General features: G+C 46.9%; 22 protein-coding genes. 11 read left to right on the top strand and 11 right to left on the bottom strand.

Annotated features, from left to right (window positions below; all coding sequences use genetic code 11):
• Positions 1 to 76 precede the first annotated feature (76 nt).
• Positions 77 to 406, bottom strand: a complete 330-nt coding sequence (locus MJO47_RS03690; protein ID WP_253959769.1) for a cytochrome C — start codon at positions 404 to 406, stop codon at positions 77 to 79.
• Positions 407 to 543: 137 nt separating this feature from the next.
• Here MJO47_RS03690 and MJO47_RS03685 point away from each other — a divergent pair, with 137 nt between their 5' ends.
• Positions 544 to 2,949 carry a penicillin-binding protein 1A gene (locus MJO47_RS03685; RefSeq protein ID WP_253959768.1) on the top strand — a complete coding sequence of 802 codons (2,406 nt, stop codon included), beginning with the start codon at positions 544 to 546 and terminating at the stop codon, positions 2,947 to 2,949.
• Positions 2,950 to 3,027: 78 nt separating this feature from the next.
• Here the strand turns inward: MJO47_RS03685 and nth are convergent, their stop codons facing one another.
• From nth to dnaA, 10 genes are all read right to left on the bottom strand, one after another.
• Positions 3,028 to 3,678 (bottom strand): endonuclease III, encoded by a 651-nt coding sequence (gene nth / locus MJO47_RS03680; protein WP_253959767.1) that lies wholly within the window; start codon positions 3,676 to 3,678, stop codon positions 3,028 to 3,030.
• A gap of 84 nt (positions 3,679 to 3,762) precedes the next feature.
• Positions 3,763 to 4,497, bottom strand: coding sequence for an endonuclease/exonuclease/phosphatase family protein (locus tag MJO47_RS03675; RefSeq protein ID WP_253959766.1), 735 nt, complete (start codon positions 4,495 to 4,497; stop codon positions 3,763 to 3,765).
• Positions 4,498 to 4,556: 59 nt separating this feature from the next.
• Complete coding sequence (locus tag MJO47_RS03670) at positions 4,557 to 5,126, bottom strand: peptidylprolyl isomerase (protein ID WP_253959765.1); 570 nt, start codon at positions 5,124 to 5,126, stop codon at positions 4,557 to 4,559.
• A gap of 16 nt (positions 5,127 to 5,142) precedes the next feature.
• Positions 5,143 to 6,138 (bottom strand): NAD(P)H-dependent glycerol-3-phosphate dehydrogenase, encoded by a 996-nt coding sequence (locus MJO47_RS03665; protein WP_253959764.1) that lies wholly within the window; start codon positions 6,136 to 6,138, stop codon positions 5,143 to 5,145.
• A 13-nt stretch (positions 6,139 to 6,151) separates the two neighbouring features.
• Complete coding sequence (locus MJO47_RS03660; protein WP_253959763.1) at positions 6,152 to 7,030, bottom strand: outer membrane protein assembly factor BamD; 879 nt, start codon at positions 7,028 to 7,030, stop codon at positions 6,152 to 6,154.
• Entirely contained in the window at positions 6,963 to 9,467 is a 2,505-nt protein-coding gene (gyrA, locus tag MJO47_RS03655; RefSeq protein ID WP_253959762.1) for a DNA gyrase subunit A, read from the bottom strand. The genes MJO47_RS03660 and gyrA overlap by 68 nt, the downstream gene beginning before the upstream one ends.
• A 33-nt stretch (positions 9,468 to 9,500) precedes the next feature.
• Positions 9,501 to 11,888, bottom strand: a complete 2,388-nt coding sequence (gene gyrB, locus MJO47_RS03650) for a DNA topoisomerase (ATP-hydrolyzing) subunit B (RefSeq protein WP_253959761.1) — start codon at positions 11,886 to 11,888, stop codon at positions 9,501 to 9,503.
• A 16-nt stretch (positions 11,889 to 11,904) separates the two neighbouring features.
• Entirely contained in the window at positions 11,905 to 13,029 is a 1,125-nt protein-coding gene (locus MJO47_RS03645) for a DNA replication/repair protein RecF (protein WP_253959760.1), read from the bottom strand.
• Complete coding sequence (gene dnaN, locus MJO47_RS03640; protein WP_253959759.1) at positions 12,983 to 14,101, bottom strand: DNA polymerase III subunit beta; 1,119 nt, start codon at positions 14,099 to 14,101, stop codon at positions 12,983 to 12,985. Before dnaN ends, MJO47_RS03645 begins: the two co-directional genes overlap by 47 nt.
• 253 nt (positions 14,102 to 14,354) lie before the next feature.
• Complete coding sequence (gene dnaA, locus MJO47_RS03635) at positions 14,355 to 15,716, bottom strand: chromosomal replication initiator protein DnaA (RefSeq protein WP_253959758.1); 1,362 nt, start codon at positions 15,714 to 15,716, stop codon at positions 14,355 to 14,357.
• A gap of 306 nt (positions 15,717 to 16,022) precedes the next feature.
• Here dnaA and rpmH point away from each other — a divergent pair, with 306 nt between their 5' ends.
• The 10 genes from rpmH to MJO47_RS03590 all read left to right on the top strand — a co-directional run bounded on the left by rpmH (position 16,023) and on the right by MJO47_RS03590 (position 24,657).
• Positions 16,023 to 16,172, top strand: coding sequence for a 50S ribosomal protein L34 (gene rpmH / locus MJO47_RS03630; protein ID WP_253959757.1), 150 nt, complete (start codon positions 16,023 to 16,025; stop codon positions 16,170 to 16,172).
• A complete protein-coding gene (gene rnpA / locus MJO47_RS15580) occupies positions 16,132 to 16,536 on the top strand; it encodes a ribonuclease P protein component (RefSeq protein WP_371926620.1) in 405 nt (134 codons plus the stop codon). The genes rpmH and rnpA overlap by 41 nt, the downstream gene beginning before the upstream one ends.
• 5 nt (positions 16,537 to 16,541) lie before the next feature.
• Positions 16,542 to 16,751, top strand: a complete 210-nt coding sequence (yidD, locus tag MJO47_RS03625; RefSeq protein WP_253959756.1) for a membrane protein insertion efficiency factor YidD — start codon at positions 16,542 to 16,544, stop codon at positions 16,749 to 16,751.
• 21 nt (positions 16,752 to 16,772) lie between these two features.
• The gene (gene yidC / locus MJO47_RS03620) at positions 16,773 to 18,386 is read left to right on the top strand and encodes a membrane protein insertase YidC (RefSeq protein WP_253959755.1); all 1,614 of its coding nucleotides are present in this window, start codon (positions 16,773 to 16,775) and stop codon (positions 18,384 to 18,386) included.
• Between the two features lie 160 nt (positions 18,387 to 18,546).
• On the top strand, positions 18,547 to 19,914 hold the full coding sequence (gene mnmE / locus MJO47_RS03615; RefSeq protein ID WP_253959754.1) for a tRNA uridine-5-carboxymethylaminomethyl(34) synthesis GTPase MnmE: 1,368 nt from the start codon (positions 18,547 to 18,549) through the stop codon (positions 19,912 to 19,914).
• Between the two features lie 26 nt (positions 19,915 to 19,940).
• On the top strand, positions 19,941 to 21,806 hold the full coding sequence (gene mnmG / locus MJO47_RS03610) for a tRNA uridine-5-carboxymethylaminomethyl(34) synthesis enzyme MnmG (protein ID WP_305882391.1): 1,866 nt from the start codon (positions 19,941 to 19,943) through the stop codon (positions 21,804 to 21,806).
• Positions 21,803 to 22,492, top strand: coding sequence for a 16S rRNA (guanine(527)-N(7))-methyltransferase RsmG (gene rsmG / locus MJO47_RS03605; RefSeq protein ID WP_253959752.1), 690 nt, complete (start codon positions 21,803 to 21,805; stop codon positions 22,490 to 22,492). The genes mnmG and rsmG overlap by 4 nt, the downstream gene beginning before the upstream one ends.
• 110 nt (positions 22,493 to 22,602) lie before the next feature.
• Complete coding sequence (locus tag MJO47_RS03600; RefSeq protein WP_253959751.1) at positions 22,603 to 23,367, top strand: ParA family protein; 765 nt, start codon at positions 22,603 to 22,605, stop codon at positions 23,365 to 23,367.
• A gap of 1 nt (position 23,368) precedes the next feature.
• On the top strand, positions 23,369 to 24,223 hold the full coding sequence (locus MJO47_RS03595; RefSeq protein WP_253959750.1) for a ParB/RepB/Spo0J family partition protein: 855 nt from the start codon (positions 23,369 to 23,371) through the stop codon (positions 24,221 to 24,223).
• 26 nt (positions 24,224 to 24,249) lie between these two features.
• Positions 24,250 to 24,657, top strand: a complete 408-nt coding sequence (locus MJO47_RS03590; protein ID WP_253959749.1) for a polymer-forming cytoskeletal protein — start codon at positions 24,250 to 24,252, stop codon at positions 24,655 to 24,657.
• Positions 24,658 to 24,707 lie beyond the last annotated feature (50 nt).

Below are 24,707 nucleotides of genomic sequence, written 5' to 3'. Positions count from 1 at the left end.
CGTGTTAGCTCACAGCTACGAGAAAAGGACTCCTGCCGGCGAGGCGGGAGTCCTCGAAAAACCAGAACCCTTGTCCCTAGTGGTGATAGCGCCCTTTATATTCCGTATGGGCTTTGTTGGGTCCCTTGTGACACCGGAAACAGCGCTGCTCGGTGATCTTTTTCTGATCGAGGGGGGAATCTTTCGGACGCTCCATCGATTCCGGCGTCTGCCATGAAAAGCGATCCGTCTCATCATTGAGCATGACCGGCTGATAGGCGACCTGCCAGTCCGCCGAGATCTCGGTCGTGTGGCACTCGGAACAGCCGCCCGGTGGCGGAATGGATTTCCAGGAGCGGAACATGTTGCAGCCGCTGGCAGTCAGCGCCACCAGGAGCAGAAGCAGAAGATGTCTCTTTATTTTCATGGGGCCTCCGAAGTTCTTGAGAACCTCGAAACTATAACACACCCGGTCTGTCAGGCAAACGGCAAAAGGTTTGCCGGCTATCCGGCTCCTGTGCTATAAATCTCTCTTTGGTCATCTAAGGAGGCACCATTAACATCATGACAATTCGACGCTTTTTCCTTTGGCTTCTCTACGGGACCGGCGGCCTCTTTCTTGGCGGCATCCTGGCTGTGGCCGGAGCCTATCTGTACGTATCGGGCTCTCTGCCCAAAGTGGACACCCTCTCTGATTACCAGCCCCCCATCGTCAGTTCGGTTTATAGTGAGGGCGGTGAAACCATCGCGGAGTTTTTCAAGGAGAGACGCATTATCGTCCCCGTTGACCTCCTGCCGCAACGCCTGATCGAAGCCTTTGTCTCTGCCGAAGACAGCCATTTCTTCGAACATCAGGGCATTGACCTTATGTCCATCCTGCGAGCCGCGCTCAAAAACCTCAAAGCGGGCGGCATCGTTCAAGGGGGCAGTACCATTACCCAACAGGTGGCCAAGAGTCTGCTGCTCACCCCGGAAAAGAAGTTCGAGCGCAAATTCAAAGAGGCGATTCTAGCCTGGCGTATGGAAAAAAAGCTCTCCAAAGAGGAAATCCTCTATCTCTATCTCAACCAGATTTACCTGGGACACGGCGCCTATGGCGTACAGGCGGCGGCGGAAAACTATTTTGACAAAAATGTCGAGGATCTGACCCTGGCTGAGTGCAGCCTGCTGGCGGGTCTGCCGCAGGCTCCCAGCCGCTACTCCCCCTATCGAAACTTCGACCGGGCCAAAGAGCGGCAGAAATATGTTCTCAAGCGTATGATCGAAGAAGGGTATATTACCCCCGAAGAGGCGGAGGCGGCGCAGAGTGAAGCCATCACCATCAAGCCCCGGGTCAACTCTTTTATTGCCGATGCCGCCTACTTTACCGAACAGGTTCGCCGCTACCTGGAGGAGACCTACGGCAAGGATGTTCTCTATACCGCCGGCTTGAAGGTTCATACCACTATGAATCTTCGCATGCAGCAAGCTGCCCAGACCGCCGTGCGGGAAAATCTGCGCGCTCATGACAAGAGAAGAGGCTACCGTGGGCCCCAGCGTGTTCTGGCTGAGAGTGAGGAGGATAGTTTTCTCAGCGAGCAGGCTGGCCGATTTTCCGAACATCCACTCAAAGTCGGCGACTACACCGAAGGTGTTCTGACCGGTTCAAGCCAGGATGCCCTGCTGGTTCGGATCGGCGGCGAAGAAGGCTTTGTTGAGCTCAAATCCGCCGATTGGGCCGGTCCCATACAGGTCGTCAGCCGGGACACACCAGCAACAGGCAATCAAGACGGCTCCCGCACCAAACTTCCCAAGGGCTCTTTGCTTGAACTTCGACTCGAATCCCGTGTGGACGGCACGCCGCGTTTTTCGCTGCAACAGACCCCGGAAACCCAGGGCGCCATCGTAGCCATGGATCCGCATAACGGCTATGTCAAGGCCATGGTCGGCGGCTACGATTTTTACCAGAGCCAGTTCAATCGGGTCCTGCAGGCCAAACGACTGCCCGGTTCGGCTATCAAGCCCCTTATTTATGCCGCCGCGCTGGACAAGGGGTACACTCCGGCCACCATCGTCTACGACACCCCCATCATCTACAAGGAAACAGCCGAATCCGGGGAAGAGACGTCTTGGCGCCCCAAAAATTACAGTGAAAAATTTTACGGTGCCGTCCGTGTCAGGGATGCCTTGACCCATTCCTATAACGTCATCACCATCAAAATCCTCGAGGACATCGGCATTCGCTACGCCAGCAACTACGTGAGCAAGCTCGGCATCACCTCTCCCATCACCCGTGACCTGACGCTGGCCTTGGGATCATCCGCCCTGACCCCCTTTGAACTGGCCAGTGCCTATACCGTTTTGGCCAATGGCGGCGTCAGAGTCCGCCCCACCTACATTACTAAAGTGGTCGACCGTGATGGCTATGTCCTGGAATCCATCGATCCCGCTGATTTTCCTGGTGGGCCTAATGAGGATCAGCGCCTTATTCAGCAGTCCCCCGAACGGGTTATTTCTCCCGAAACGGCTTACCTGATTACCAACATGATGGAAAGTGTGGTCCAAAACGGCACCGGTTTCCGGGCCAAAGCGCTGGGCCGTCCGGTCGCCGGCAAAACCGGCACGACCAACAACCTTAAAGATGCCTGGTTTGTCGGCTATGTCCCCCAACTGGTTGCCGTCTCTTGGGTTGGCTACGACCAGGAAAAGCCACTGGGCAAGAATGAGACCGGCTCCCGCGCTGCGGCTCCTGCCTGGGTTGAATTCATGAAGCAGGCGGTGACGGACTATCCACCACAAGACTTTCCCGTTCCCGACGCGATTGAATTCCGGGCTATCGACCCTAAAACAGGTTTGCTGGCCGTCGAAGACAGCGTCAATGTTACCATCGAGGCCTTTGCGCCCGGCACAGCCCCGACACGCTACGCACTCGACGAAAAGAAACCCTCCGCCCAGGATTTCTTCAAGCTGGACCTCGAGGACCTCCGCTAAAATTGCCGCGGTAGAGGAAACGCGAAAAGGGCTGCCCGCAAGGCAGCCCTTTTTTGGTCTAAAGCGACAGAAGGGGCATCAGCGGGATCGCGTCACACCATGTCGCGGGCACCGATCCAACAGGGGACAGGTGGAACATAGTGCCGTGGGTGCCTTACAGAATCGCCTGCCATGAAAAATAAGGATATGACTGGTCTTAGCCCATTTTTCCGGGGGCAACAGCTCACACAGCTCCCGCTCAACGGCCTCCGGTGTTGTGGCGGTTGTCCAGCCAAGACGCCGCGAGACCCGACCCACATGGGTATCGACCACCATGCCTGGGATGTTGAAGGCATTTCCCAGCACCACGTTGGCCGTTTTTCTTCCTACGCCGGGCAAGGCCACCAGCTCATCCAGGGTCCGAGGCACAACGCCCCCATGCTTTTCCAGCAATACTTGGGCGGAACCCTGAATTCCTTTGGCTTTGTTCCGGAAAAATCCGGTAGACCGCACCGCCTCTTCCAGGTCACACAGATCAGCGGCAGCAAAGTCTTTCATCTCTGGAAATCTCTGGAAAAGAGTCCGGGTGACCTCATTAACCCTTACATCCGTGCACTGGGCCGACAGAATGGTCGCCACCAGAAGTTCCCAGGGGTTCCGATAATTAAGGGCGCAATGGGCCTCGGGATATAAATTTTCAAGGATCGCCAGGGTGGCCAGTACCTCAGCATTTTTCCTTTTCTTCGACATCGTACGAAAGACCTCGCGGTTTACTCGCTTTTCAGAGTGCTCCAGCCAGCCATGCCTTTTTGGAAGCCGGAGTGCCGCCAGCTTCTACCCGGGGGCGACTTCCATGCCGTTTCTTTTCAATTTCTTGAGATGAAGATATTGCCGAGGATCCACGACCTGCAGCGTGTAGGTCATGGGAAGATGGGAGGAGGCCTGTCTGGCCAGGGGGGTGCGTGAGACGACCGACTCGAGTACGCGCAGATCGCCGCGCAGGTACGCACGGTCCCGACCAAAAAGCGGCAGCCGTGAAGGATAGGTTGAGTTCCACCATGGTCGTCTGGCCCTTTGCAGCTCGAGGTTAAGGGCCATATTTCCAGCCCCCAGCCAGAAGTCAGCGAAATCGCCGAGAATAAGCGTGGGGCAGCAAAGATGGCAGCCTCCAAGAAGATCCGGGCCCAACAGCCCCGCTACCTGAAATCGGCGGCGGACCGAGTCGGCAGACAGCTGGACATTAAAAAGGTGGAGCCTCTTGCCGGAAAGTGTGGCATCGGCCTTGGTACAGCAACCGCCCTCTCCCAGCCCGTAGGCGGAAACCCCTTTTAGCGGATAGTAGGATAAAAAGGCGCAACTGCTGCAACGAAGGTCACCATAGGCTTCCATGCCGAGGCGGGAAGAAAGATATTTCAGCTGATCCCTGTTCTCGTCCCGGTCGAGATCCTGCAGAGCCACAATATCCGGTGCCGCCTCGGCTATGACCTCGGCAATTCTTCCCGGATCTTGGCGGCCATCGGTTCCCGTGGCTTTCCGGATGTTGTACGTCATGATCCGTACAGTGGTCATGGACTTCCTGCGCCTATTTCCCTGAGCTACACCGGGACGAGCAAGGCCGGATCAAGCTCTCAGTCTGCGGATATCTTGTTGATCGACAGAATTTTCACCGTTTTTACCGGGAGATTCTGAAACCTGGCCCCCGTCGCCGTGGTCTTTTCGGCGGCGATCGCATCCACCACCTCCATCCCCTCCGTCACTTTGCCAAATACGGCGTACCCATAGGTTGACGGCATCTTACCGCGATGATCCAGAAAGGCATTGTCCTTGAGATTGATGAAAAACTGACTGGTGGCACTGTCGACGACCTGGGTTCTGGCCATGGCAATCGTTCCCCGAAGGTTCGACAGACCATTGTCTGCTTCGTTTTTAATGGGCGACCTGGTGACCTTCTGTTCTAGACCCTCGTCAAAGCCTCCCCCCTGAATCATGAAGCCGGGGATGACCCGATGAAAAATGGTTCCGTTATAGAACCCACTTTCCACGTAGCCGAGAAAATTCTTCACGGTGGCCGGAGCCTGGTCGGGTGCGAGTTCCACCTTGATTGAACCACGATTTGTCTCGATCAGTACCAGAGGCGCTGCCACACCCGTTGTGGCGGCGAGAAGCAGCGTGAGCAGGCTTACAAGAAGACTTTTCATCGGTCATCCCTTCCCTTCAATAGGCTTCGGATTTGAGTTCTCTCTGCATCAGGTCGATGACTGCCTGTCTGGGGTTCTTGTTTTCATACAGGATCAGGTACATCTGCTCGGTTATGGGAGCTTCAACCTGAAGCTTTTGGGCCAGTTGATAGGTTGAAAGGGTCGTTTTAACCCCTTCGGCGACCATGGTCATCTCCTGCAGGATGTCCTGAAGGGTACGACCCTGGCCAAGGGCGTAACCCACTGAGCGGTTTCGCGACAGATCCCCCGTGCAGGTCAGGACGAGATCTCCCATGCCAGCCAGACCGGCAAAGGTAGCTGGATCGGCGCCCATGGCGGCGCCAAGCCGGTTCATTTCAGCCAACCCACGCGTGATCAACGCGGCTCTGGTATTGTAACCGAACCCCAGACCATCGGAAACGCCGGCGGCCAAGGCCATGACGTTTTTCAGCGCCCCCCCCAGTTCCACCCCGACGACATCCGCGTTGGTATAGACCCTGAAATAGTCCGTACTGAAAATTTCCTGCACTTTTTTGGCGATGGCTGGATTTTCGGCGGCGACGGTGACAGCGGTCGGCATTTCCGCCGCGACTTCCTTGGCAAAAGATGGGCCGGAAAGATAGGCCGTTCTGGAGGTCGCCGGAAGCACCTCGGCCAATACTTCCGACATAATTTGGAGTGTGTCGTTTTCGATTCCCTTGGAAGCCGATACAATCAGGGTTTCGGGATCAATAACCTTGGCGGCCTCCTGCATGACACGTCGCATGACCTGCGATGGCGGCACCAGCAGAAGAAGGTCTTTGCCCGCGGATACCTCGACTAGCTCCGCGGAGAAACTCAAATTCGAGGATAAGGAAAAGTCGGGAAGGTACAGATCGTTGATCCGCGTTTTCTGCATCCTTTCTACCAGATCTTTTTCGTAAGCCCAGAGAGATACGGCGTACCCTTTTTTGGCCAGGAGATTCGCCAGGGTCGTTCCCCAGCTTCCCGCTCCAATGACTCCAATTTTCATGGTTTTTCCCCGTTCAAATGGCTTTTTTCTTCTTGCGGATGCGCTCCTCGACCTGATTGATTCTTTTCGTGAGGGCATCTTCCTTGGGGTAGACGCCTTTTAGCTTCTGAAGCTCGATCAGCGACTCACGCAGTCGTTCCTGTTCTTCGAGAACGGTCGCCAAACCGAAACGTGCTTCCAACGCAAAAGGGTCACCCGGGTAGGCTTCGATGACCTCCCTGAAAGTTTTTTCCGCCTTTTTAAGCTGCCCCTCCAGCGACTGGGCCAAGGCTATCCGGTACTTCACCTCAGGAACAAGATTACTTTCCGGATAGCTTTTTACAAGACCTTCAAACTCGATACGAGCCTGTTCATAATTGTTGAGACGAAAGTAGGCATCTCCTATTTCATACTGGATACGGTCGGAATCCGCGACGCCGCGATCGAGTAGTTTCTGGTAGGCCACGATGGCCTTCGGATAATCCCTGAGCCGGTTTTTGTATATATCCGCCACCTGAAACTGGGCTTTTTGAGCCCAGGTCTGGTCATCGTAGTCCCGCGCTACCAGTAGAAAGGCCAGTATCGCTTCATGGTATTTATTCAGATAAAGATTGAGGATATCCCCGGACCGATAAAGGGCCTCCGCCGCCTTTTCGTTTTCCGGGTGTTTTTCATAAAGGCGATGGAATGAATGCACCGCTTTTTCATACTGGCCACTCTGAAAAAATTCCTCAGCTTTATCAAAAAGCCGCTCCTGCCTGCCATCCAGTCCGACATAGTACCAGCCTGCGGCAATCAGAAGAGTGAGGAAGAGAAAAACACCCGAGATCAGGCGAGGAGAGAACCTAGAGTTCCTCCTCTGCCTCCTGATCTCCTCCTTCAAAAGCTGCTTCTTCAGCTTCTGTATCTCCATTTTCCTCGTCCTTCTCCGCAAGTTTGGCGACAGCGACGATCCTTTCTTCAGGTTCAAGTACCATCAGACGAACCCCTTGCGTGTTGCGTCCAATCACCGACAGGGCGGCAACACTGGTCCGCAGGACCTTGCCTCGGTCGGTGATGAACATAAGATCCACATCATCCGTCACCAGTTTAATATCCACCACCTTCCCGTTTCGCTGAGACGTTTTGATGGTAATAATCCCTTTGCCGCCGCGGCTCTGAATACGGTATTCGTCCAGATCGGTCCTCTTCCCATATCCATTTTCCGTCACGGTCACCAGAGTAGAAGCAGTTGTGTCCGTCACCACCTCCATGCCGATGATATGATCGTCCTCTTCGAGCATCATGCCACGGACACCGCGAGCCGAGCGCCCCATGGAACGTACGCCGGACTCGGGGAAACGTATGGCTTTACCGTTACGGCTGGCCAGAAGAATATCCATGCTCCCATCGGTCAGACGGGTCGAAACCAGACGGTCCCCTTCATCGATGGTCAAGGCGATAATGCCGCCCGAACGCGGATTGGAGTAGGACATCAGGTCCGTTTTCTTCACGATGCCGTGCCGCGTTGCGGTGATGATGTATTTGCCTTCGGTAAATTCCTTGACGGGCAGAATGGACGTCACCTGCTCTTCCGGCGAAAGCTGCAAAAGGTTGACGATCGCCTTGCCGCGAGAGGCTCTGCCGCCCTGCGGAATTTCATGGACCTTGAGCCAGTACACCTTCCCCTGATCGGTAAAGACCAGGACATAGGAGTGGGTCGAGGCGATAAACAGCCGTTCGACAAAATCCTCATCCTTTGGTTTAATGCCGGTTTTCCCCTTGCCCCCGCGGCGCTGAGCCCGGTAGAGAGAAACCGCATTTCGCTTGATATAGCCTGAGTGGGTGACGGTGACAACCATGTCCTCTTCGACGATCAGGTCTTCCAGGGAGAGGTCGCCGGTCATCGGCACAATCTCGGTTCTTCGTGGGTTGGCGAATTTCTCTTTGAGTTCCAGAAGTTCTTCCCGAATAATCTTGAAAATCTCCACCTCACTGGCCAGGATCTCTTTGAGTCGGGCGATCAGGGCCAGAATATTGCGGTACTCTTCCAGAATCTTTTCTCGCTCCAGGCCGGTCAGGCGATGCAGGCGCATATCAAGGATGGCTTGGGCCTGGATATCCGAAAAACCAAACCGTGCCATCAGCCTCTCTTTGGCTTCCGGTGAATTCATCGAGGTCTTGATGATCTCGATCACCTCGTCAAGATTATCGAGGGCGATCTTGAAACCTTCCAAAATATGGGCTCTGGCCTCGGCTTTTTTGAGCTCAAAAATGCAACGACGGGTGACGACCTCTTTGCGGTGATCGAGGAAGTAATCCAGAACATCCCGCAAGGCCAGAATGCGGGGCTGGCCACCGACGATGGCCAGCATGATGATACCAAAGGAAGACTGCATGGCGGTCATCTTGTAGAGCTGATTCAGAATGATGGTGGGAATCACGTCTTTCTTCAGCTCGATGACGATGCGCATGCCATCGCGGTCAGACTCGTCGCGCAGGTCGGAAATCCCCTCCAGTTTTTTATCCTTGACCAATTCGGCGATTTTTTCGATCAGTCTGGCCTTGTTGACCTGATAGGGGATTTCGGTAACGATGATCGCTTCTCTTCCCGTCCGCTTGTCCTTTTCCACCAGCGCCCTGGCGCGCATTTTGATAATGCCGCGCCCCGTGCGATAGGCCTCACGGATACCCTCCAGCCCGAAAATAAAACCGGCCGTTGGAAAATCAGGACCCGGAATATGACGCATGAGGTCATCCGTATCGAGACGGGGATCGTCGATAATCGCTACCAGGCCGTCTATAACTTCACCCAGATTGTGAGGTGGAATTTTGGTGGCCATGCCAACCGCAATACCCTCGGAGCCGTTCACCAGAAGATTGGGGAACTTGGCTGGCAGAACCAATGGCTCAACCAGCGAATCATCGTAGTTAGGACCAAAATCGACCGTTTCCTTATCGATATCCGCCAGGAGTTCATGGGCCAGACGGTCCATGCGGATCTCGGTGTAGCGCATGGCGGCCGCCGAGTCGCCATCGATTGAGCCGAAATTCCCCTGACCGTCGACCAGCGGGTGCCGCATGGAAAAATCCTGGGCGAGGCGGACAATTGTGTCATAAACAGCCGTATCCCCATGAGGGTGATATTTACCGATGACATCCCCGACCACACGAGCCGATTTCTTATAGGGTTTGTTGTAGTCATTACCCAGGTCGTTCATGGCGAAAAGAACACGCCTGTGAACGGGCTTTAGACCATCGCGAACATCGGGCAGCGCCCGGCCGATAATGACGCTCATCGCGTAGTCCATATAGGACTTACGCATTTCATCTTCTATGTTTATGGTGACTTTATTCTGTTCAGATAACATTTTTCCTCCGGAAAGACCCTAGTGCACCAAGGATCAGATGTCGAGGTTCGATACATTCAAAGCGTTATTTTCGATGAATTCTCTTCTTGGCTCTACCTGGTCCCCCATCAGAACGGTAAATATTTCATCCGCTTCCACGGCGTCTTCAACTTTCACCTGAAGCAGAACCCGTTTATCGGGATCCATGGTCGTCTCCCACAATTGTTCGGGGTTCATTTCTCCCAAGCCTTTATAGCGCTGAATGTATTGTCCTTTTTTAGCGCGATCCATAAAGAAGGTCAGCAGATCCTGGACGGTGTCTATTTTGGCCTCCTCTTTGCCTTCCGAAGAGACAAAAGCTTTTTCGTCCCGGCAAATGTCCTCGATTTTCCGATACGCCTGCAGGAGCAGCGTATACTCGTGGGAGGAGAGAATTTCAAGAATGTTCTGATCTATCCGGGCTCTGATACTACCGAGAGTGAACAGTATCCGGGGCGGATCGTTAATGGGTTCAAAATCCGCACGTGGCTCCAAGGTCTTTAACCTGTCGGCCAACGGAGAAAGATCTTCCATATCGGAGAACCCATTTTGCACTTTTCCATGGACAAAAATACGCAGCAGTTCCCTATTGACCCCTTTTCGGACCATTTTTTCAAAGAGTGTATTGTAGTCGATAATGTTTTTAAGGGTCGGGATAATCTGTTTACCCCTAATAGCTTTTCCACTCTTTTCCATCTGAATTGTCATCCCTTCGGTTCCTTCATCGAGAAGGTATTCCTGGAGAGACATTTCATCCTTGAGGTAAATTTCTTTTTTACCCCTCTTCACCTTAAAAAGAGGAGGCTGAGCAATATAAAGGTAACCCTTCTCAATCATGGCTGGCATCTGCCTGAAAAAGAAGGTTAAAAGCAAGGTTCTGATGTGGGAACCGTCGACGTCCGCATCGGTCATGATGATAATGCGATGATAACGCATTTTGGAAATGTCAAAATCCTCCTTGCCGATACCCGTTCCCATGGCCGTAATCAACGTACGGATCTCATTGGAGGTGAGCATTTTATCAAACCGGGATTTTTCGACGTTAAGAATTTTTCCTTTCAGCGGCAAAATGGCCTGAAAGCGACGATCACGACCTTGTTTGGCACTCCCACCGGCACTGTCGCCCTCGACAAGATAAATTTCACAGAGTGCCGGATCTTTTTCCTGACAGTCAGCCAGTTTGCCTGGCAGCGCCAAACCGTCTAGAGCACCCTTGCGTCGAGTCAGGTCTCTGGCTTTTCTGGCCGCCTCCCTGGCCCGGGCAGCCTCAATACCCTTTTCCAATATTTTTTTGGCGATCTGAGGATTTTCTTCAAGGAAAATCGCTAGTTTGTCATTCATCATGGTTTCGACAAAACCTTTAATCTCGGAATTACCGAGTTTGGTTTTGGTCTGTCCCTCAAACTGAGGATTGGAAAGTTTAACAGAAATAACGGCTGCCATCCCTTCCCGTAAATCGTCACCGGAAATGGCAGTTTTGATATTTTTAAGCAGGTTGTTGGCCGTAGCGTAGGAATTCATTGTACGGGTCAAGGCAGCTTTAAACCCTATAAGATGGGTACCCCCTTCATGGGTATTGATATTATTGGCAAATGTAAATATTTTTTCATCGTAGCCGTCGTTGTACTGGATAGCCACCTCGAGATCGACACCCTCTTTTTGGCCGTGAAAATAAATAGGCGTCGGATGAAGCGGGGTCTTGGCCCTATTCAGATATTCGACAAACGAGGCTATACCTCCTTCATAATGAAACTCATGACTCTTTTCGTTTCTTTCATCACTGATGTTTATTTTCACGCCGGCATTAAGAAAAGCCAGTTCCCTCAAACGCTGTGAGAGTATTTCGAATGAAAAATCCGTTGTTTCGAAAATTTCACCATCTGGCCAGAATGTAATTTTAGTTCCTCTTTTTTTTGTTTCCCCGTGCTCAGACAAAGGGGCACTGGGAACCCCTCTTAGATAACTTTGTCTGTAAATTCTATTGTTTCGACGAATTTCAAGATCGAGTTTTTCAGAAAGAGCGTTTACAACGGATACACCAACGCCATGAAGTCCACCCGATACTTTATAAGTGTCATTATCAAACTTTCCCCCGGCATGAAGTACAGTCATAACTACCTCAGCGGCGGTTTTTTTCTGGGTTGGATGCATATCGACTGGAATACCCCGACCATTATCTTCCACCGTGACCGATCCATCGAGATGAATTGTGATGACAACCTCATCACAATAACCAGCAAGAGCTTCATCAATTGAATTGTCAACTACTTCATATACGAGATGGTGTAAACCCATTGGACCGGTTGAACCAATATACATCGCAGGTCTTTTACGTACAGCTGAAAGACCTTCTAAGACTTTTATACTTTCTGCTCCGTATCCCGTTAAATTTGTTTCAGTCATTTTAAAAAACCTTTACCTAATTAATTCTGCCATTTAAGACTTCGAAAAATTCACATGATAGTCGATTACTTTTGAGCAAATATTTATCCGTACTTGTAATAAAAACCTGCCCATGTTGATTTAAAAGAAAATCATAAAAAAAACTCTGTCTACTTTTGTCCAATTCACTTGTCATATCGTCTAAAATTAATATAGGCGAGATTCCAATGCTATTTTTTAGTTCTAATATTTGAGCAGCCTTAAATGCTAAAATAAAAGATTTTTGTTGTCCCTGGGATCCATATTTTTTAATGGAATTTTTATTTAATAAAAATAGAGGGTCATCTCTATGAGGTCCGTAAATTGTCTGGCCTAATTCTACTTCCCTAAAATTGTTTTTTTCTAAATCTACTGTCAGTTTTTCTAAAAGAAATTTTGGATCACGATTTGTATAAATAATATCTGGTGTTTCACGACTATTTGAAATGGAGGAATATATATTTTTAAAATATGGACTTATTTTTTCTATAAATTCGATGCGACTTTTATAAATCTCATACGAAGATTTCAAATAAATATCAGTATATGCTCCGATATATTTAGGATTAGTTTTTAAAATTGTATTCCTTTGTTTCAAGCATTTATTGAAATATAAAATTTTTGACAAATAATTTGAATTAGAAAGAAAAATAGCTCTATCTAATAGAGCTCTTCTTTGCTGTGGATATCCTTTAATTATATTTAAATCTTCTGGATTAAAAACTACAGCCTTTAGGCTTCCTAGATATTCGTTCAAATAAGTAGGTTTTTTATTATCTAAAAAATAACTTTTCCCTTCATTATTTATAATAAGTTTATAATTCCTATTATATTTCGAAAATCTTATATCAGAACTTATAGAAGCTTTATTTTCATTAAATTTAATAAAATCTGAATTATTTCCAGATCTAAAGCTTTTCATATTGGCTAATAAATATATAGCCTCAATAATGTTAGTTTTACCTTGGCCATTATCACCAAAAAAAATATTAAATTTATCAGAAAAATTTATATTAATATTTATTAAATTACGAAAATTTTGGATATCAATGTTTTTTAAAATCATACTAGTTTGATTATAAACGCATTGGCATGACCACGGCAAAGTAATCAGTATTATCAATTGGTGTAATCAATCCTGGAGAAAGATTATCCTTGACTGATAATTTAAAGGTTTTATCGCTAAAACTCGCTAATATATCTAACAAGTATTTTGCATTAAATCCGATAGATAAATCTGGACCACTATAGACAATAGCAATATCTTCCTTAGCATCGCCATAATCAGGATTAGAAGACGATATAATCAAATTATTTTCGTTGAACGAAAGTTTTACACCTTTTGATTTTTCACTTGCTAAAATGCTAATTCTTTTTAAAGCGTGAAAAAAATTATCAACATCAATCTCTATATTTATATTATTTTCTTTAGGTATTACCCTATCATAATCAGGAAATTCTCCATCAACCAATCTCATCAATAAATTCGTTTTACCTTGTCTAATTATAGCGTTGTTATCAATGAATCCGACATTTATTTTATTTACACTATCATCTAATAATTTTTTTAATTCCATTATACCTTTTTTGGGAATTATAACTCCTTTAGTCAGTTCAGGAAAATCTCCCATTTCAATGTTTTTTTGTATTAAAGATAATCTGTGACCATCTGTTGAAACAAATCTGAGTTTGATAATAGACTCGATATTTATTTTCTTTATGAAAATTCCGTTTAGATTATATTTTGTTTCATCATTTGATATTGAAAAGGAAGTTTTTTCTAACATTTCTTTTATTATTTCAGAATTAATATCAATAAAATTAATATTATCAAATTCTGGAAAATAAGGAAATTCATCTGAAGAGAGTCCAACTATATTAAATATGGATTTATTACATTTTATTTCTATCCAAGAATTATCCTTTGATTTAAAAGATATTTCATAGTCAGGTAATTCTTTTACTATTTCATAAATCTTTTTTGCTGATACTGTTATTTTTCCAGGATCTTTAACATTCGATTCATATGATGTTTGAATTCCAACTTCCAGGTCCGTTGCAGTAAAAATTACTTCATTATTTTTGGCTTCTATTAGTACATTTGATAAAATTGGAATTGTATTCCTTTTCTCAACAATTCCTTGCACTTTTCCTAAACCTCGAAGAAAACAATCTTTTGATATAGTAAAATGCATTTTTAGCTCCTGAGTTTTATTCTACTATTATTATTATGTTTTTATTTAAAACATAGTAGTAATAGTAGGGGTTGTTAATTTCTTTAATTTTTTAAAAATATCTTTTTTTTTAAGTAGTTAGGTTGTTTAAAACTATGTTGACAATTTATATGAAAAAAGTACTGTTTTGTTGATAAACCTACACAGATTTTTTTCCTGTGGATAAAAAATGCTTTATTAACAAGCTATTTTGAGGTTTTTAACAACCTAAAAACTAATTTGTTATACTGTTTTTTATATTAGATATTGTTACTCTTAGTTGCATATCGTCATCCATGGCTTTTTCTATTTTTTTTATAGCATGTATGATGGTTGAATGATCCTTACCCCCAAATTTTTCGCCTATATCTGGAAAAGAGCATGATGTCAATTGTCTTGATAAATACATTGCTATTTGTCTTGGCAATACTAAAGTCTTTAATCTTTTAGAAGATTTAAGGTCTATTATTTTTAAGTTATAGTATGCAGCTACTATTTTTTGTATTTCTTCGACCGTTATTTCTTTATTTTTTTCTACCAGAATGTCCTTTAAAACTTCTTTGGCCATTGTTAGTGAAACTGGTGTTGCTGTAAGACTTGCATATGCACCAAGTCTCACTAAATATCCTTCTAACTCTCTGACGTTACTACTTATTGAATTAGATAAAAATAGTGCAACATCTTCTGGTAGATGTATTCTGTTTTGTTCAGCCTTCATTTTTAAAATAGCCTGTTTTGTTTCTACGTCAGGAGCTTGTATATCTGCTATTAGACCCCATTCAAATCTAGATCTTAGTCTTTCTTCAAGACCTGGTATTTCTTTAGGAAATTTATCTGATGTTACAACAATTTGCTTATGTGATTCATATAAAGAATTGAATGTATGAAAAAATTCTTCCTGTGTTCTTTCTTTCCCGGCAATAAATTGAACGTCGTCAATTAAAAGTACATCCATACTTCTGAACTTGTTTCTAAACTCATCCATTTTTGCATATCTTAGCGAGTTTATAAGTTCGTTCATGAATTTTTCAGAAGTATAATAGCAGACCTTCATTGAGGGATTCTCTGTAAGAATTTTATTTCCTATTGCATTTATAAGATGCGTTTTTCCAAGGCCCACGCCGCCGTAAATAAAAAGAGGGTTGTATGTCGTAGCGGGGTTGTTGGCAACAGCCATGGCAGCTGCTGAAGCAAACTGGTTGGAGGATCCCGAAACAAATTCCTCAAAAGTGTATTTTGGATTGAGGTTTATAGCCCCGTTCCAGGTATTATCCTTTTGGTGGGAAAGGGTTTCTGTATTTGGTTTTAAAGGCTCTTTGTTTGTTTCTTTAAATTGATTAACCTTTGCCTCTTTTGGACTGGCTCCTACTTTAACTTTGACCTGATAGGGAATAGCGCCCACCTCTTCCAATAGTTTTTTAATTAAAAAAAGGTAGTGCTCGTTGATCCAGTCTAATATAAAACGATTAGGAACCTCGAGTTTGACCAGGTCCTTATCGACGCTTATAAAGCGAATTGGTTTTATCCACGTGGAGAAATGCTGGGGCGGAAGTTGTTGCTCCAATAGCCCCAGTGTTTCTCGCCAAAGTTTATTCATGACTTAATTCTTTACTTGCTGGTTACTTAAAAAGGGATGGCGAGGGAGGATATTAACAGAGTTTTCCACAACTGTGAATATTTCTAAAACATTGAACAGGAAAGACCTTTTTGGAATCAGAAGCCTTTAAACCTGCCAGTGAAAGTACCAAAGCTGCTGATTCTTTGCAAGATTTTTTTAGGCCCCATGAATGTGATGCCAGTCTGCTTCTTTGTGTGTTTTTAAAAATTTTCTTGACATTCGGTAGTCTCTAAAGGTAAAAATGCGATTTGTTTTAAATGATTTCAAAAAGGGAGTTGACCTGATATGAAACGTACTTATCAGCCTAGCAAAATTCGTAGAAAAAGAACGCACGGTTTTCGGCAGCGTATGCAAACCAAAAATGGCCGGCTGGTGTTGAAACGCCGTCGCGCTCGTGGACGGAAACAACTGGTCGTTTCTATTCCTAAAAAATAAACGACTCGTGTCCTTAAACCGCTCCTATAAATTCCCACCTGGTTATCGCTTGCGAAACAGGTGGGAATTTATGTTAGTGCGGGAAAATGGATCGGTTTATCGCACCAAATCATTTGTTATTTATAAGGTCAGTAAAGACAGGCCTGAAAAACGATTGGGTATTACGGCCAGTCGCAAAACAGGGAACGCCGTTCAGCGAAATCACATTAAACGCCTTATCAGGGAATTTTTCAGGCTACACTATTACGAATTACCTGACTTTACTGATATCTCTATTATTTGCAAAAGAGGCGCATCCACTCTCACTTACGCTCAAGTTTCCTCGGAACTCAATTTCCTTACCCAAGGAAATGAGAATAAATAATCTCTATGGTTAGGAAACTCTTAATTGCCTTTCTTCGACTTTACCAGATTTTTATATCGCCGTTAAAGGCGCCTTCCTGCCGTTTTTATCCCTCTTGTAGTTCATATGCCATTCAATGTCTTGAAAAATATGGATTTTTGAAAGGCCTATTCAAAATTTTCATTCGTTTAATGAAATGTCACCCTTTTCATCCCGGGGGTTATGATCCCGCCTGATGTTTTTCTGGAGAACGTGATATGGAAAATAAAAATACTATTATTGCCCTGGTTCTTATGCTGGTTGTCTGGGTTGGTTTTACCCTTTATTCTCAAACCCAGGTTGATCAAGCATCAGTTCAGTCTGAAACTGTTTCTTCCAACGAGAAGCAGGTCAAGACAGTGGTTTCAGCTTCTCTTGAACCAAAAATGGTGAGAGATACACTCCCGGTCTCGGATCATACCCTAAAAGACATCAAAATTCGTGAAATTACGGTGGAAACTGATAATTATATCGCCGTTTTCTCTAATGCCGGAGCCAATTTAAAGAGTTTTCAGTTAAAAAAATATAAAGAGACAGCTAAAGAAGGGGCTGGTTTTGTTAATTTGGTGTTAAATCCTTTGCAGCCTACCCTTACCAGTGCTGGGGAAGGTTTTCTCTTTTTTAGAAAAGATGATCTTTTTCAGGCTAATGTTGAAGAAGACTACATTTATATAAAACCGGGAGACAAAAAAGAACTTTCATTTCAGGTTGTAAATGATCACGGGATCACCCTGGTTAAAAAATACTCTCTTGAAGGGAGTGGATATCATTTTCCCACTCAGATTCTTGTCTACAATAATTCTGACAAAACCGTTGATGGGAAGATTTCCCTGTCACTGGTAAACCCTTTCGAAAGGCTTAACGAGTCTTCCAGTCTTTCCTTCGTTGGTCCCGCTACTTTGGTCAAAGATGACGTTGATACTGTCAAAAAGAAAGCTATTGAAGAGACCGTTGAGTATGGTGACGATATTATCTGGACAGCTTTTGAAGACGAGTACTTCATGTCTGCTATTGTTCCATTGGATAATGCCCTCGAAAGTCTAAAAATTTACCGTGAGGGAAATTCCATATTAAATCAAGTCAAGGCGCCCCTCCAGACCCTTCTGCCACAGACATCTGTTTCATTCGACTACTTTGTTTATATGGGTCCTCGCGACCCTGGTATTCTTGAATCGGTCAATTATCGTCTTTCTGAAATTATCGATTTCGGTATTTTTGATTTTATTGCCAGGCCCCTGCTTTTCGTCCTGAACTTCTTTTATAGCTTTGTCGGGAACTACGGTGTCGCCATCATTTTGTTAACTGTTGTTATTAAAATAGTTTTCTGGCCCTTAACCCAGAAGAGTTATTCTTCTATGAAGGCCATGCAGACCCTGCAACCTGAGATGCAAAAAATCAGGGAAAAGTTCAAGAATGATAAAGAGCGTCTTAACCGCGAAATTATGGAACTTTATAAAACAAAAAGGGTCAATCCTTTAGGGGGGTGCCTTCCCATGCTTATACAGATTCCAGTCTTTTTTGCACTCTATAAGGTTCTGCTTGGAAATATAGATTTAAGACACGCACCCTTTGCGTTCTGGATAACCGACCTTTCTGCCAAAGACCCTTACTATATTACCCCTATTATTATGGGCGGTACCATGTTCTTGCAGCAGAAAATGACTCCCTCGACCATGGATCCTACCCAGGCTAAAATTTTCATGGTCATGCCCATTGTTTTCACTTTTCTTTTTCTTAATTTCCCTTCTGGACTGGTTATTTATTGGCTCGTAAATAATGTTCTCACTATTTTGCAACAATATCTGATTAATAAATCTGCCGTAAAAATCTAGCAATCTCTGGGATTGGTTTTTTATCTCACGTTTGTAAGGGTACCTGGTTGGAAATCATTTCTTTAAAACACCTTCTTCTGTTGTAGGGTTTTTTAGGTATTTTTGGGGAGGGGCTGTTTGACTTTTCCTGTCTCATGGCGTCTCTTGTGCGAGGGTAAAGGTGTATTCAGAGGATACAATTGCAGCTCCGGCCACCGCTGTTGGTGAAGGTGGTATTGCCATCATCAGAATGTCGGGGCCTTTGAGCGAAACTATTCTAAAAACCTGCTTTTTTCCCAGCCAACCCGTTGACAACCTGTCCACGCATCATCTCTACTACGGCCATATCCAAAAAGCGAATGGCCTTATGATTGATGAAGTTATGGCCGTGCTCATGCGTGGTCCTAAGTCTTTCACCAGGGAAGACGTTGTAGAAATTCATTGCCACGGTGGATCCGTCGTGGTCACGCAGATTCTCGACCTTTTAATTGAGTCTGGGGCCCGACTCGCCTCCCCAGGAGAATTTACTTATCGCGCCTTTTTAAACGGCCGTATTGATCTAACTCGTGCTGAAGCTATCGTTGATCTCATCAGGTCTCGGAGTGAGGGCGCCGCACGTATAGCGGTTAGTCAACTTCAAGGCAAATTGCATCGGTCACTTTTGCAGTACAAAAACACCCTTCTCGACGTCTTGTCACACGTGGAAGCTGATATTGATTTTCCTGAAGATGAAATCGATCCTAAAACCTTTGATGGCATCTCCCTTCAGGTTCACCAGTTAGTAGAAGATATTGATCACTTATTGTCTACTTTTAACTCCGGTCGGGTCATACGGGAAGGGGTCTCTGTATTAATTTTCGGTCGTCCTAATGTCGGTAAAAGTTCTCTTCTAAATGCCTTTTTAGGTGAATCGCGGGCGATTGTTACGGATGTGGCCGGGACTACCCGAGACACCCTTGAGGAAACGGTTCTGTTGGACGGTTTATCCTTGCGGCTCATAGATACCGCCGGTGTTCGACACACGGAAGATATAGTCGAGGCTGAAGGTGTTAAGCGAGCCAAAGATAAAATTGCCGGCGCCGATCTTGTTTTATTGGTTGTCGACGGACATATCGGGATTACCCCCGATGATCGTCTCGCACTGAATTTGCTTGAGAATATCCCCTCACTTCTGGTCGTAAATAAAGCCGACCTTTCCCCGGCCTCACTGGACCCTCTATTTTCTGCGATACCCCATGTCAGCGTTTCTGTACGCACCGGCGAGGGTATCAATGAACTCATTAAGCGCATTAAGCAAATCATCCTTAAGGACAGGTCTCAGGAGGAGCGCGAGTCCTTTATGCTTTCTGATCGTCGACATTTCCAGTCTCTTCTACGCTGCCGCCAAAGTCTTCAAGGTTTTCTGGAAAATGCCACAGGAAACTTCTCTTCCGAATTCCTGGCAATGGACCTCCGCGAGGCGATATCCCACCTCGGTGAGATCACCGGCGAGACCACCCCTGATGATGTTTTGAACTGTATTTTCAGTAAGTTCTGTATCGGAAAATAAACTGTTTCACGTGAAACATGGTCGTCATGAAAAGTGATTATGGGAAAATCTATGATGTAATCGTGGTGGGTGCTGGCCATGCTGGTTGTGAGGCGGCCCTTGCTGCTGCTCGTATGGGGTGTGTCACTCTTTTGTTGAACATCAGTCTTGATGCGGTTGCCCAGATGTCGTGTAACCCTGCTGTTGGGGGGTTGGCTAAGGGGCACCTGGTCAAGGAGGTTGATGCGCTCGGGGGTGAGATGGCGAGAAATATCGATGCGACCGGAATACAGTTCCGGACCCTGAATACAAAAAAGGGGCCGGCTGTAAGAGCGTCGAGAGCGCAGGCTGACCGCTACCTTTATAGTCGGCGAATGAAGGGTGTGGTCGAGCAAACGCCAGGCCTCGACCTCAAGCAGGGGGTTGTGGTTCGTCTCATGTTGGATGGGCAGGGTGTGTCCGGGGTAGAGACGCGCGAAGGGATTGTTTTCCAATCGAGATCCGTTGTGTTGACTACCGGCACATTTATGCGGGGATTGATTCATGTGGGTATGCAGAATTATCCTGGGGGGCGAGCAGGCGAACCCTCTTCGGAGGGGCTGTCAGCTCAGTTGAAGTCTTTGGGTTTTTCGGTAGGGCGTCTCAAGACCGGAACGCCGGCGCGATTGTCTGCGGCAAGTATCGATTTTACACGTCTTGAGCAACAGTGGGGTGATGAGTTTTTTGAGCCTTTTTCTTTTGTTCCCAAGCACAGACCGGTAAATAAGAGGCCCTGTTTTATCACCTATACAAACGAAAAAACCCACGAAATCATTCTCAATAACTTGGGTCGGTCCCCGATGTACTCGGGGGTTATTGAGGGGGTTGGTGCCAGGTATTGTCCTTCTATTGAAGACAAGGTTGTTCGCTTTCGTGAAAAGGCTCAGCACCAAGTGTTTTTGGAGCCGGAGGGCTTGGATAGTTTGGAGATTTACCCCAATGGCGTATCAACATCGTTGCCTCCCGATGTGCAGCTCGCTTTTCTGCGGACCATTGAAGGTCTTGAAAATGTCGAAATAATGCGTCCCGGCTACGCAATCGAGTATGATTTCGTGGATCCAATCCAACTGAAACCGACTCTTGCCACCAAAGAAATAACAGGTCTTTACCATGCCGGTCAGATCAACGGGACTTCGGGGTATGAAGAGGCCGCCGCCCAGGGATTGCTTGCGGGTATCAATGCCGCGCTGTTTGCCAAGGGTCATGATGAGGTAGTTATAGGCCGAGACCAGGGTTATCTTGGCGTGCTGATCGATGATCTTGTGAATAAGGGGACGCAGGAGCCTTATCGGATGTTCACTTCTCGGGCAGAGCATCGACTGTTGCTGCGTGAAGATAATGCTGACCAGCGTTTAACGCCAGTGGGCCAGAAGGTTGGGCTTGTTGATGGGGAACGATGGCGCTCATTTAATGACAAGATGGAGGCTTTGGCAAAGGGAAGAACAACTCTCCAGCGAAACCGCATTACACCTGCAGATAGGGAGGTTTCTGCTAGGTTGGGTTTGGAAGAATTGAAAAACGCCCTCACTCTGGAAGAGCTTCTGCGTCGGCCAGAGTTGGCGATTGAGGATGTGAAGTTTTTGGCGCCTGATTTGGCTTTGTTGGAACCAGCGGTATTGAACCTTTTGGAGGTTGAGGTTAAATACGAGGGCTATATCCGACGACAGGAAGAGCAGGTCAAGCGATTTAGAAAAACGGAGGAAGTTTTGATTCCCGAAAGCTTCGATTATCGGGCCGTGTCAGGTTTAACAGCGGAGGTCAGGGAGAAGCTGGAAAGGGTTCGGCCTGTAAATTTGGGGCAGGCTGCAAGAATTCCGGGAGTTACCCCGGCTGCCATCGCGATTTTGACCATCCTCTTGAGGCGCCACAAGTGAAAGATGAGACCCTTTTGCAGGAGGGAGCCTCTAGGTTTGGCGTGAAGCTGTCTGGTTCACAAGTAGGAGCTCTGCTGAGTTACCTCGATGAGATGCTGGCATGGAATAAAAAAATAAACCTAACCGCCATCAAAGACAGAAGTGAAGCGATTGAGAAGCACCTTGTTGACTCCTTGACGGTTTGTCCACTCGTTTCTGGGAGAAAAAATCTCCTTGATTTGGGCTCAGGGGCTGGGCTCCCTGGTATCCCTCTGAAGATTGTCTTGCCCGAGTTACAGGTCGTCCTGGTTGATGCCATCCAAAAAAAAATTCTATTTCAACGTCATGTATGTCGTAGTCAGAAACTTTCTGGTATCGAGTCCTGTCACGGGCGGGCCGAGATTTTGTCGTCCAGGGAAGAGATGGACCATGCTTTTGATGTCGTCATTTCCAGGGCTTTTTCAGACTTAAGAACCTTCATACAGTTCGCCCTTCCCTTCCTTAAGCCGGGCGGCCGCATTGTTAGTATGAAGGGCCCGGAGGGCGAGGCCGAATATGAGTCCAACCGTCCCTGGCTCCAGGAGTTGGGTGTGAGTTGTCTGGAAATAAAATGCCTGGAACTACCTTTTTCCGGGGCGAAGAGAACCCTTTTGGTGTTTCAAGAGGGGTTGGTGAGCCCAAGATCTTGTGGTTTGTCGGCAGGATAGACTATATCTTGAAGTGAAATAAGACCTTGTAATAAAGGGCTTTTTTCTTGGACGAAGACCCCTGTTGTGGTAATCTTTGGCCTCTTGAAATGAGGGTGAGGAGAGACTCGATGGCCCGTATTATTGTTGTAGCCAATCAGAAGGGTGGAGTGGGAAAGACTACCACGGCTGTAAACCTGTCAGCTTCACTGGCTGCCGCTGAAAAAAAGACACTTCTGGTGGATATGGATCCCCAGGGGAATGCCTGCAGCGGACTTGGCGTGGATAAGGGTTCTCAGGAATTGACGATCTATAATGCCTTGTTGGGTGAGGCCAAAGCCAAAGACATTCTCCTTCACACCCAGATGCCCAACTTGGATATTTTGCCGGCTAATACTGATCTTATTGGGGCTGAAATTGAACTGGTATCGGCCCTGGCCAGAGAAGTAAAGTTGCAGGGCGTTTTGCGGGAAGTAGAATCCGAGTATGATTTTATTATTATCGACTGTCCGCCCTCTCTCGGGTTGCTGACGGTCAATGCTCTGACCGCGGCCGACAGGGTTCTTATTCCGCTCCAGTGTGAATTTTATGCCATGGAAGGATTGAGCCAGTTGACCAAGACCATACGCCTTATTCAGAAAGAGTTGAATCCTCGCTTGAAAATTGGTGGAATTCTGCTGACCATGTTCGATGGGCGCAATAATTTGTCTCACCAGGTAAGTGAAGAAATACGAAACCATTTCTCCGACAAGGTATTCGATTCGGTGATTCCCAGAAATGTTCGCCTGTCCGAGGCGCCCAGCCACGGATTACCGGTGATTTTATACGATATCACCTCTCGCGGAGCAATGGCTTACTTGGAATTAGCTAAGGAAATCATAGAGATGGAGAGTTGATATGGCCAAACGTCCGGCGCTGGGAAAAGGAATAGGCGCTTTGCTCAATTCCGCCACCCAGGAAGGGGGGCGGAAGTATTTTCTATGTCCCATCGAAGAGCTAAAACCGCACAGCAAACAGCCCCGCAAAACTTTTAACGATGAAAAAATGGCCGAACTCGTCGCCTCGGTCAAGGAGAAGGGGGTCATTCAACCTCTCGTGGTCCGGAGAGTCGAGGATTCTTATCAGATCATAGCGGGAGAGCGCCGGTGGAGAGCTGCCCAAAAGGCGGGATTGCGAGAGATTCCCGTCGTTATTCAGGATGTGTCGGAAGACTGGGCCCTGGAAGTGGCCCTGATAGAAAACATCCAGCGGGAGGATTTGAACCCCATTGAAGAGGCCGAAGCCTATCGAAACCTTATGGATGGTTTCGATCTTTCACAGGAAGAAGTCGCGCGAAGGGTTGGCAAAGACCGGTCGACCGTGGCCAACTCGCTGCGGCTGCTAAGGCTGCCGGATCCTGTTCGTGACGATGTGTTGAGCAGCCGTCTGACTATGGGCCACGCACGAAGCCTGCTTTCGCTTGAGTCGGATGAGGATATCGTCGAAGCCAGAAACCAGGTTTTGGAGAAAAAGCTCTCTGTTCGGGAAACGGAAGCGCTGGTAAAGAAAATAAAGAGTTTTGGGGTGGTCGCCAAGCCGAAAACGAAGCAGGTGGAAAACCCGGAGTTGGTCCATCTGGCTGGAGAGCTGAAAAGAGCCTTGGGGACTCAGGTAAAAATTTCGGCCAAAGGCAAAGGCGGCAAAATTGAAATCACTTATTTTTCGCCGCAAGAGCTGGAAAGATTAATGGAAGTCTTGGGCCTCACTTTATAGATTAGTTAGAGGGGAGTCTCTCTGCCATGTTTACTAAAAAGGAAGATAACGCGATGAAAAAAGAAACGCCCATTGAAAAGCGCGAGATAAAGGCCTTCCTTGGACCCGGTAGCGAATTTGAGGGCAAGCTTGTTTTTGACGACATTGTCCGACTGGATGGAGCCTTTCGAGGAGAAATTGCCTCAAAAGATACGTTGATTGTGGGAGAGGCGGCTGACATTCAAGCCGAGATAACGGTTGGAAGCCTTATACTGAGTGGTCGTTTCAAGGGAAATATTAAAGCCTCCAGTCGCGTCGAACTACGTAACCCGGCGATGGTGGAGGGTAATATCGAGACGCCGGTGCTGATCGTTGAAGAGGGTGTCCGGGTCAACAGCAACATCAGCATGAAAGTGGAAAAAGGGGCAACCCCCACGCCTGTCAAAGACAAATAAAACCAGATCCGAAAAAAAATAGCGGGGCATCAAGGTGCGCCACAAGGGAG

It is taken from the genome of Desulfuromonas sp. KJ2020, from assembly GCF_024197615.1.
Classification (GTDB): domain Bacteria; phylum Desulfobacterota; class Desulfuromonadia; order Desulfuromonadales; family SZUA-540; genus SZUA-540.
Note: the sequence above shows the minus strand (reverse complement) of the source record. Positions and strands in the feature narration are given on the sequence as shown.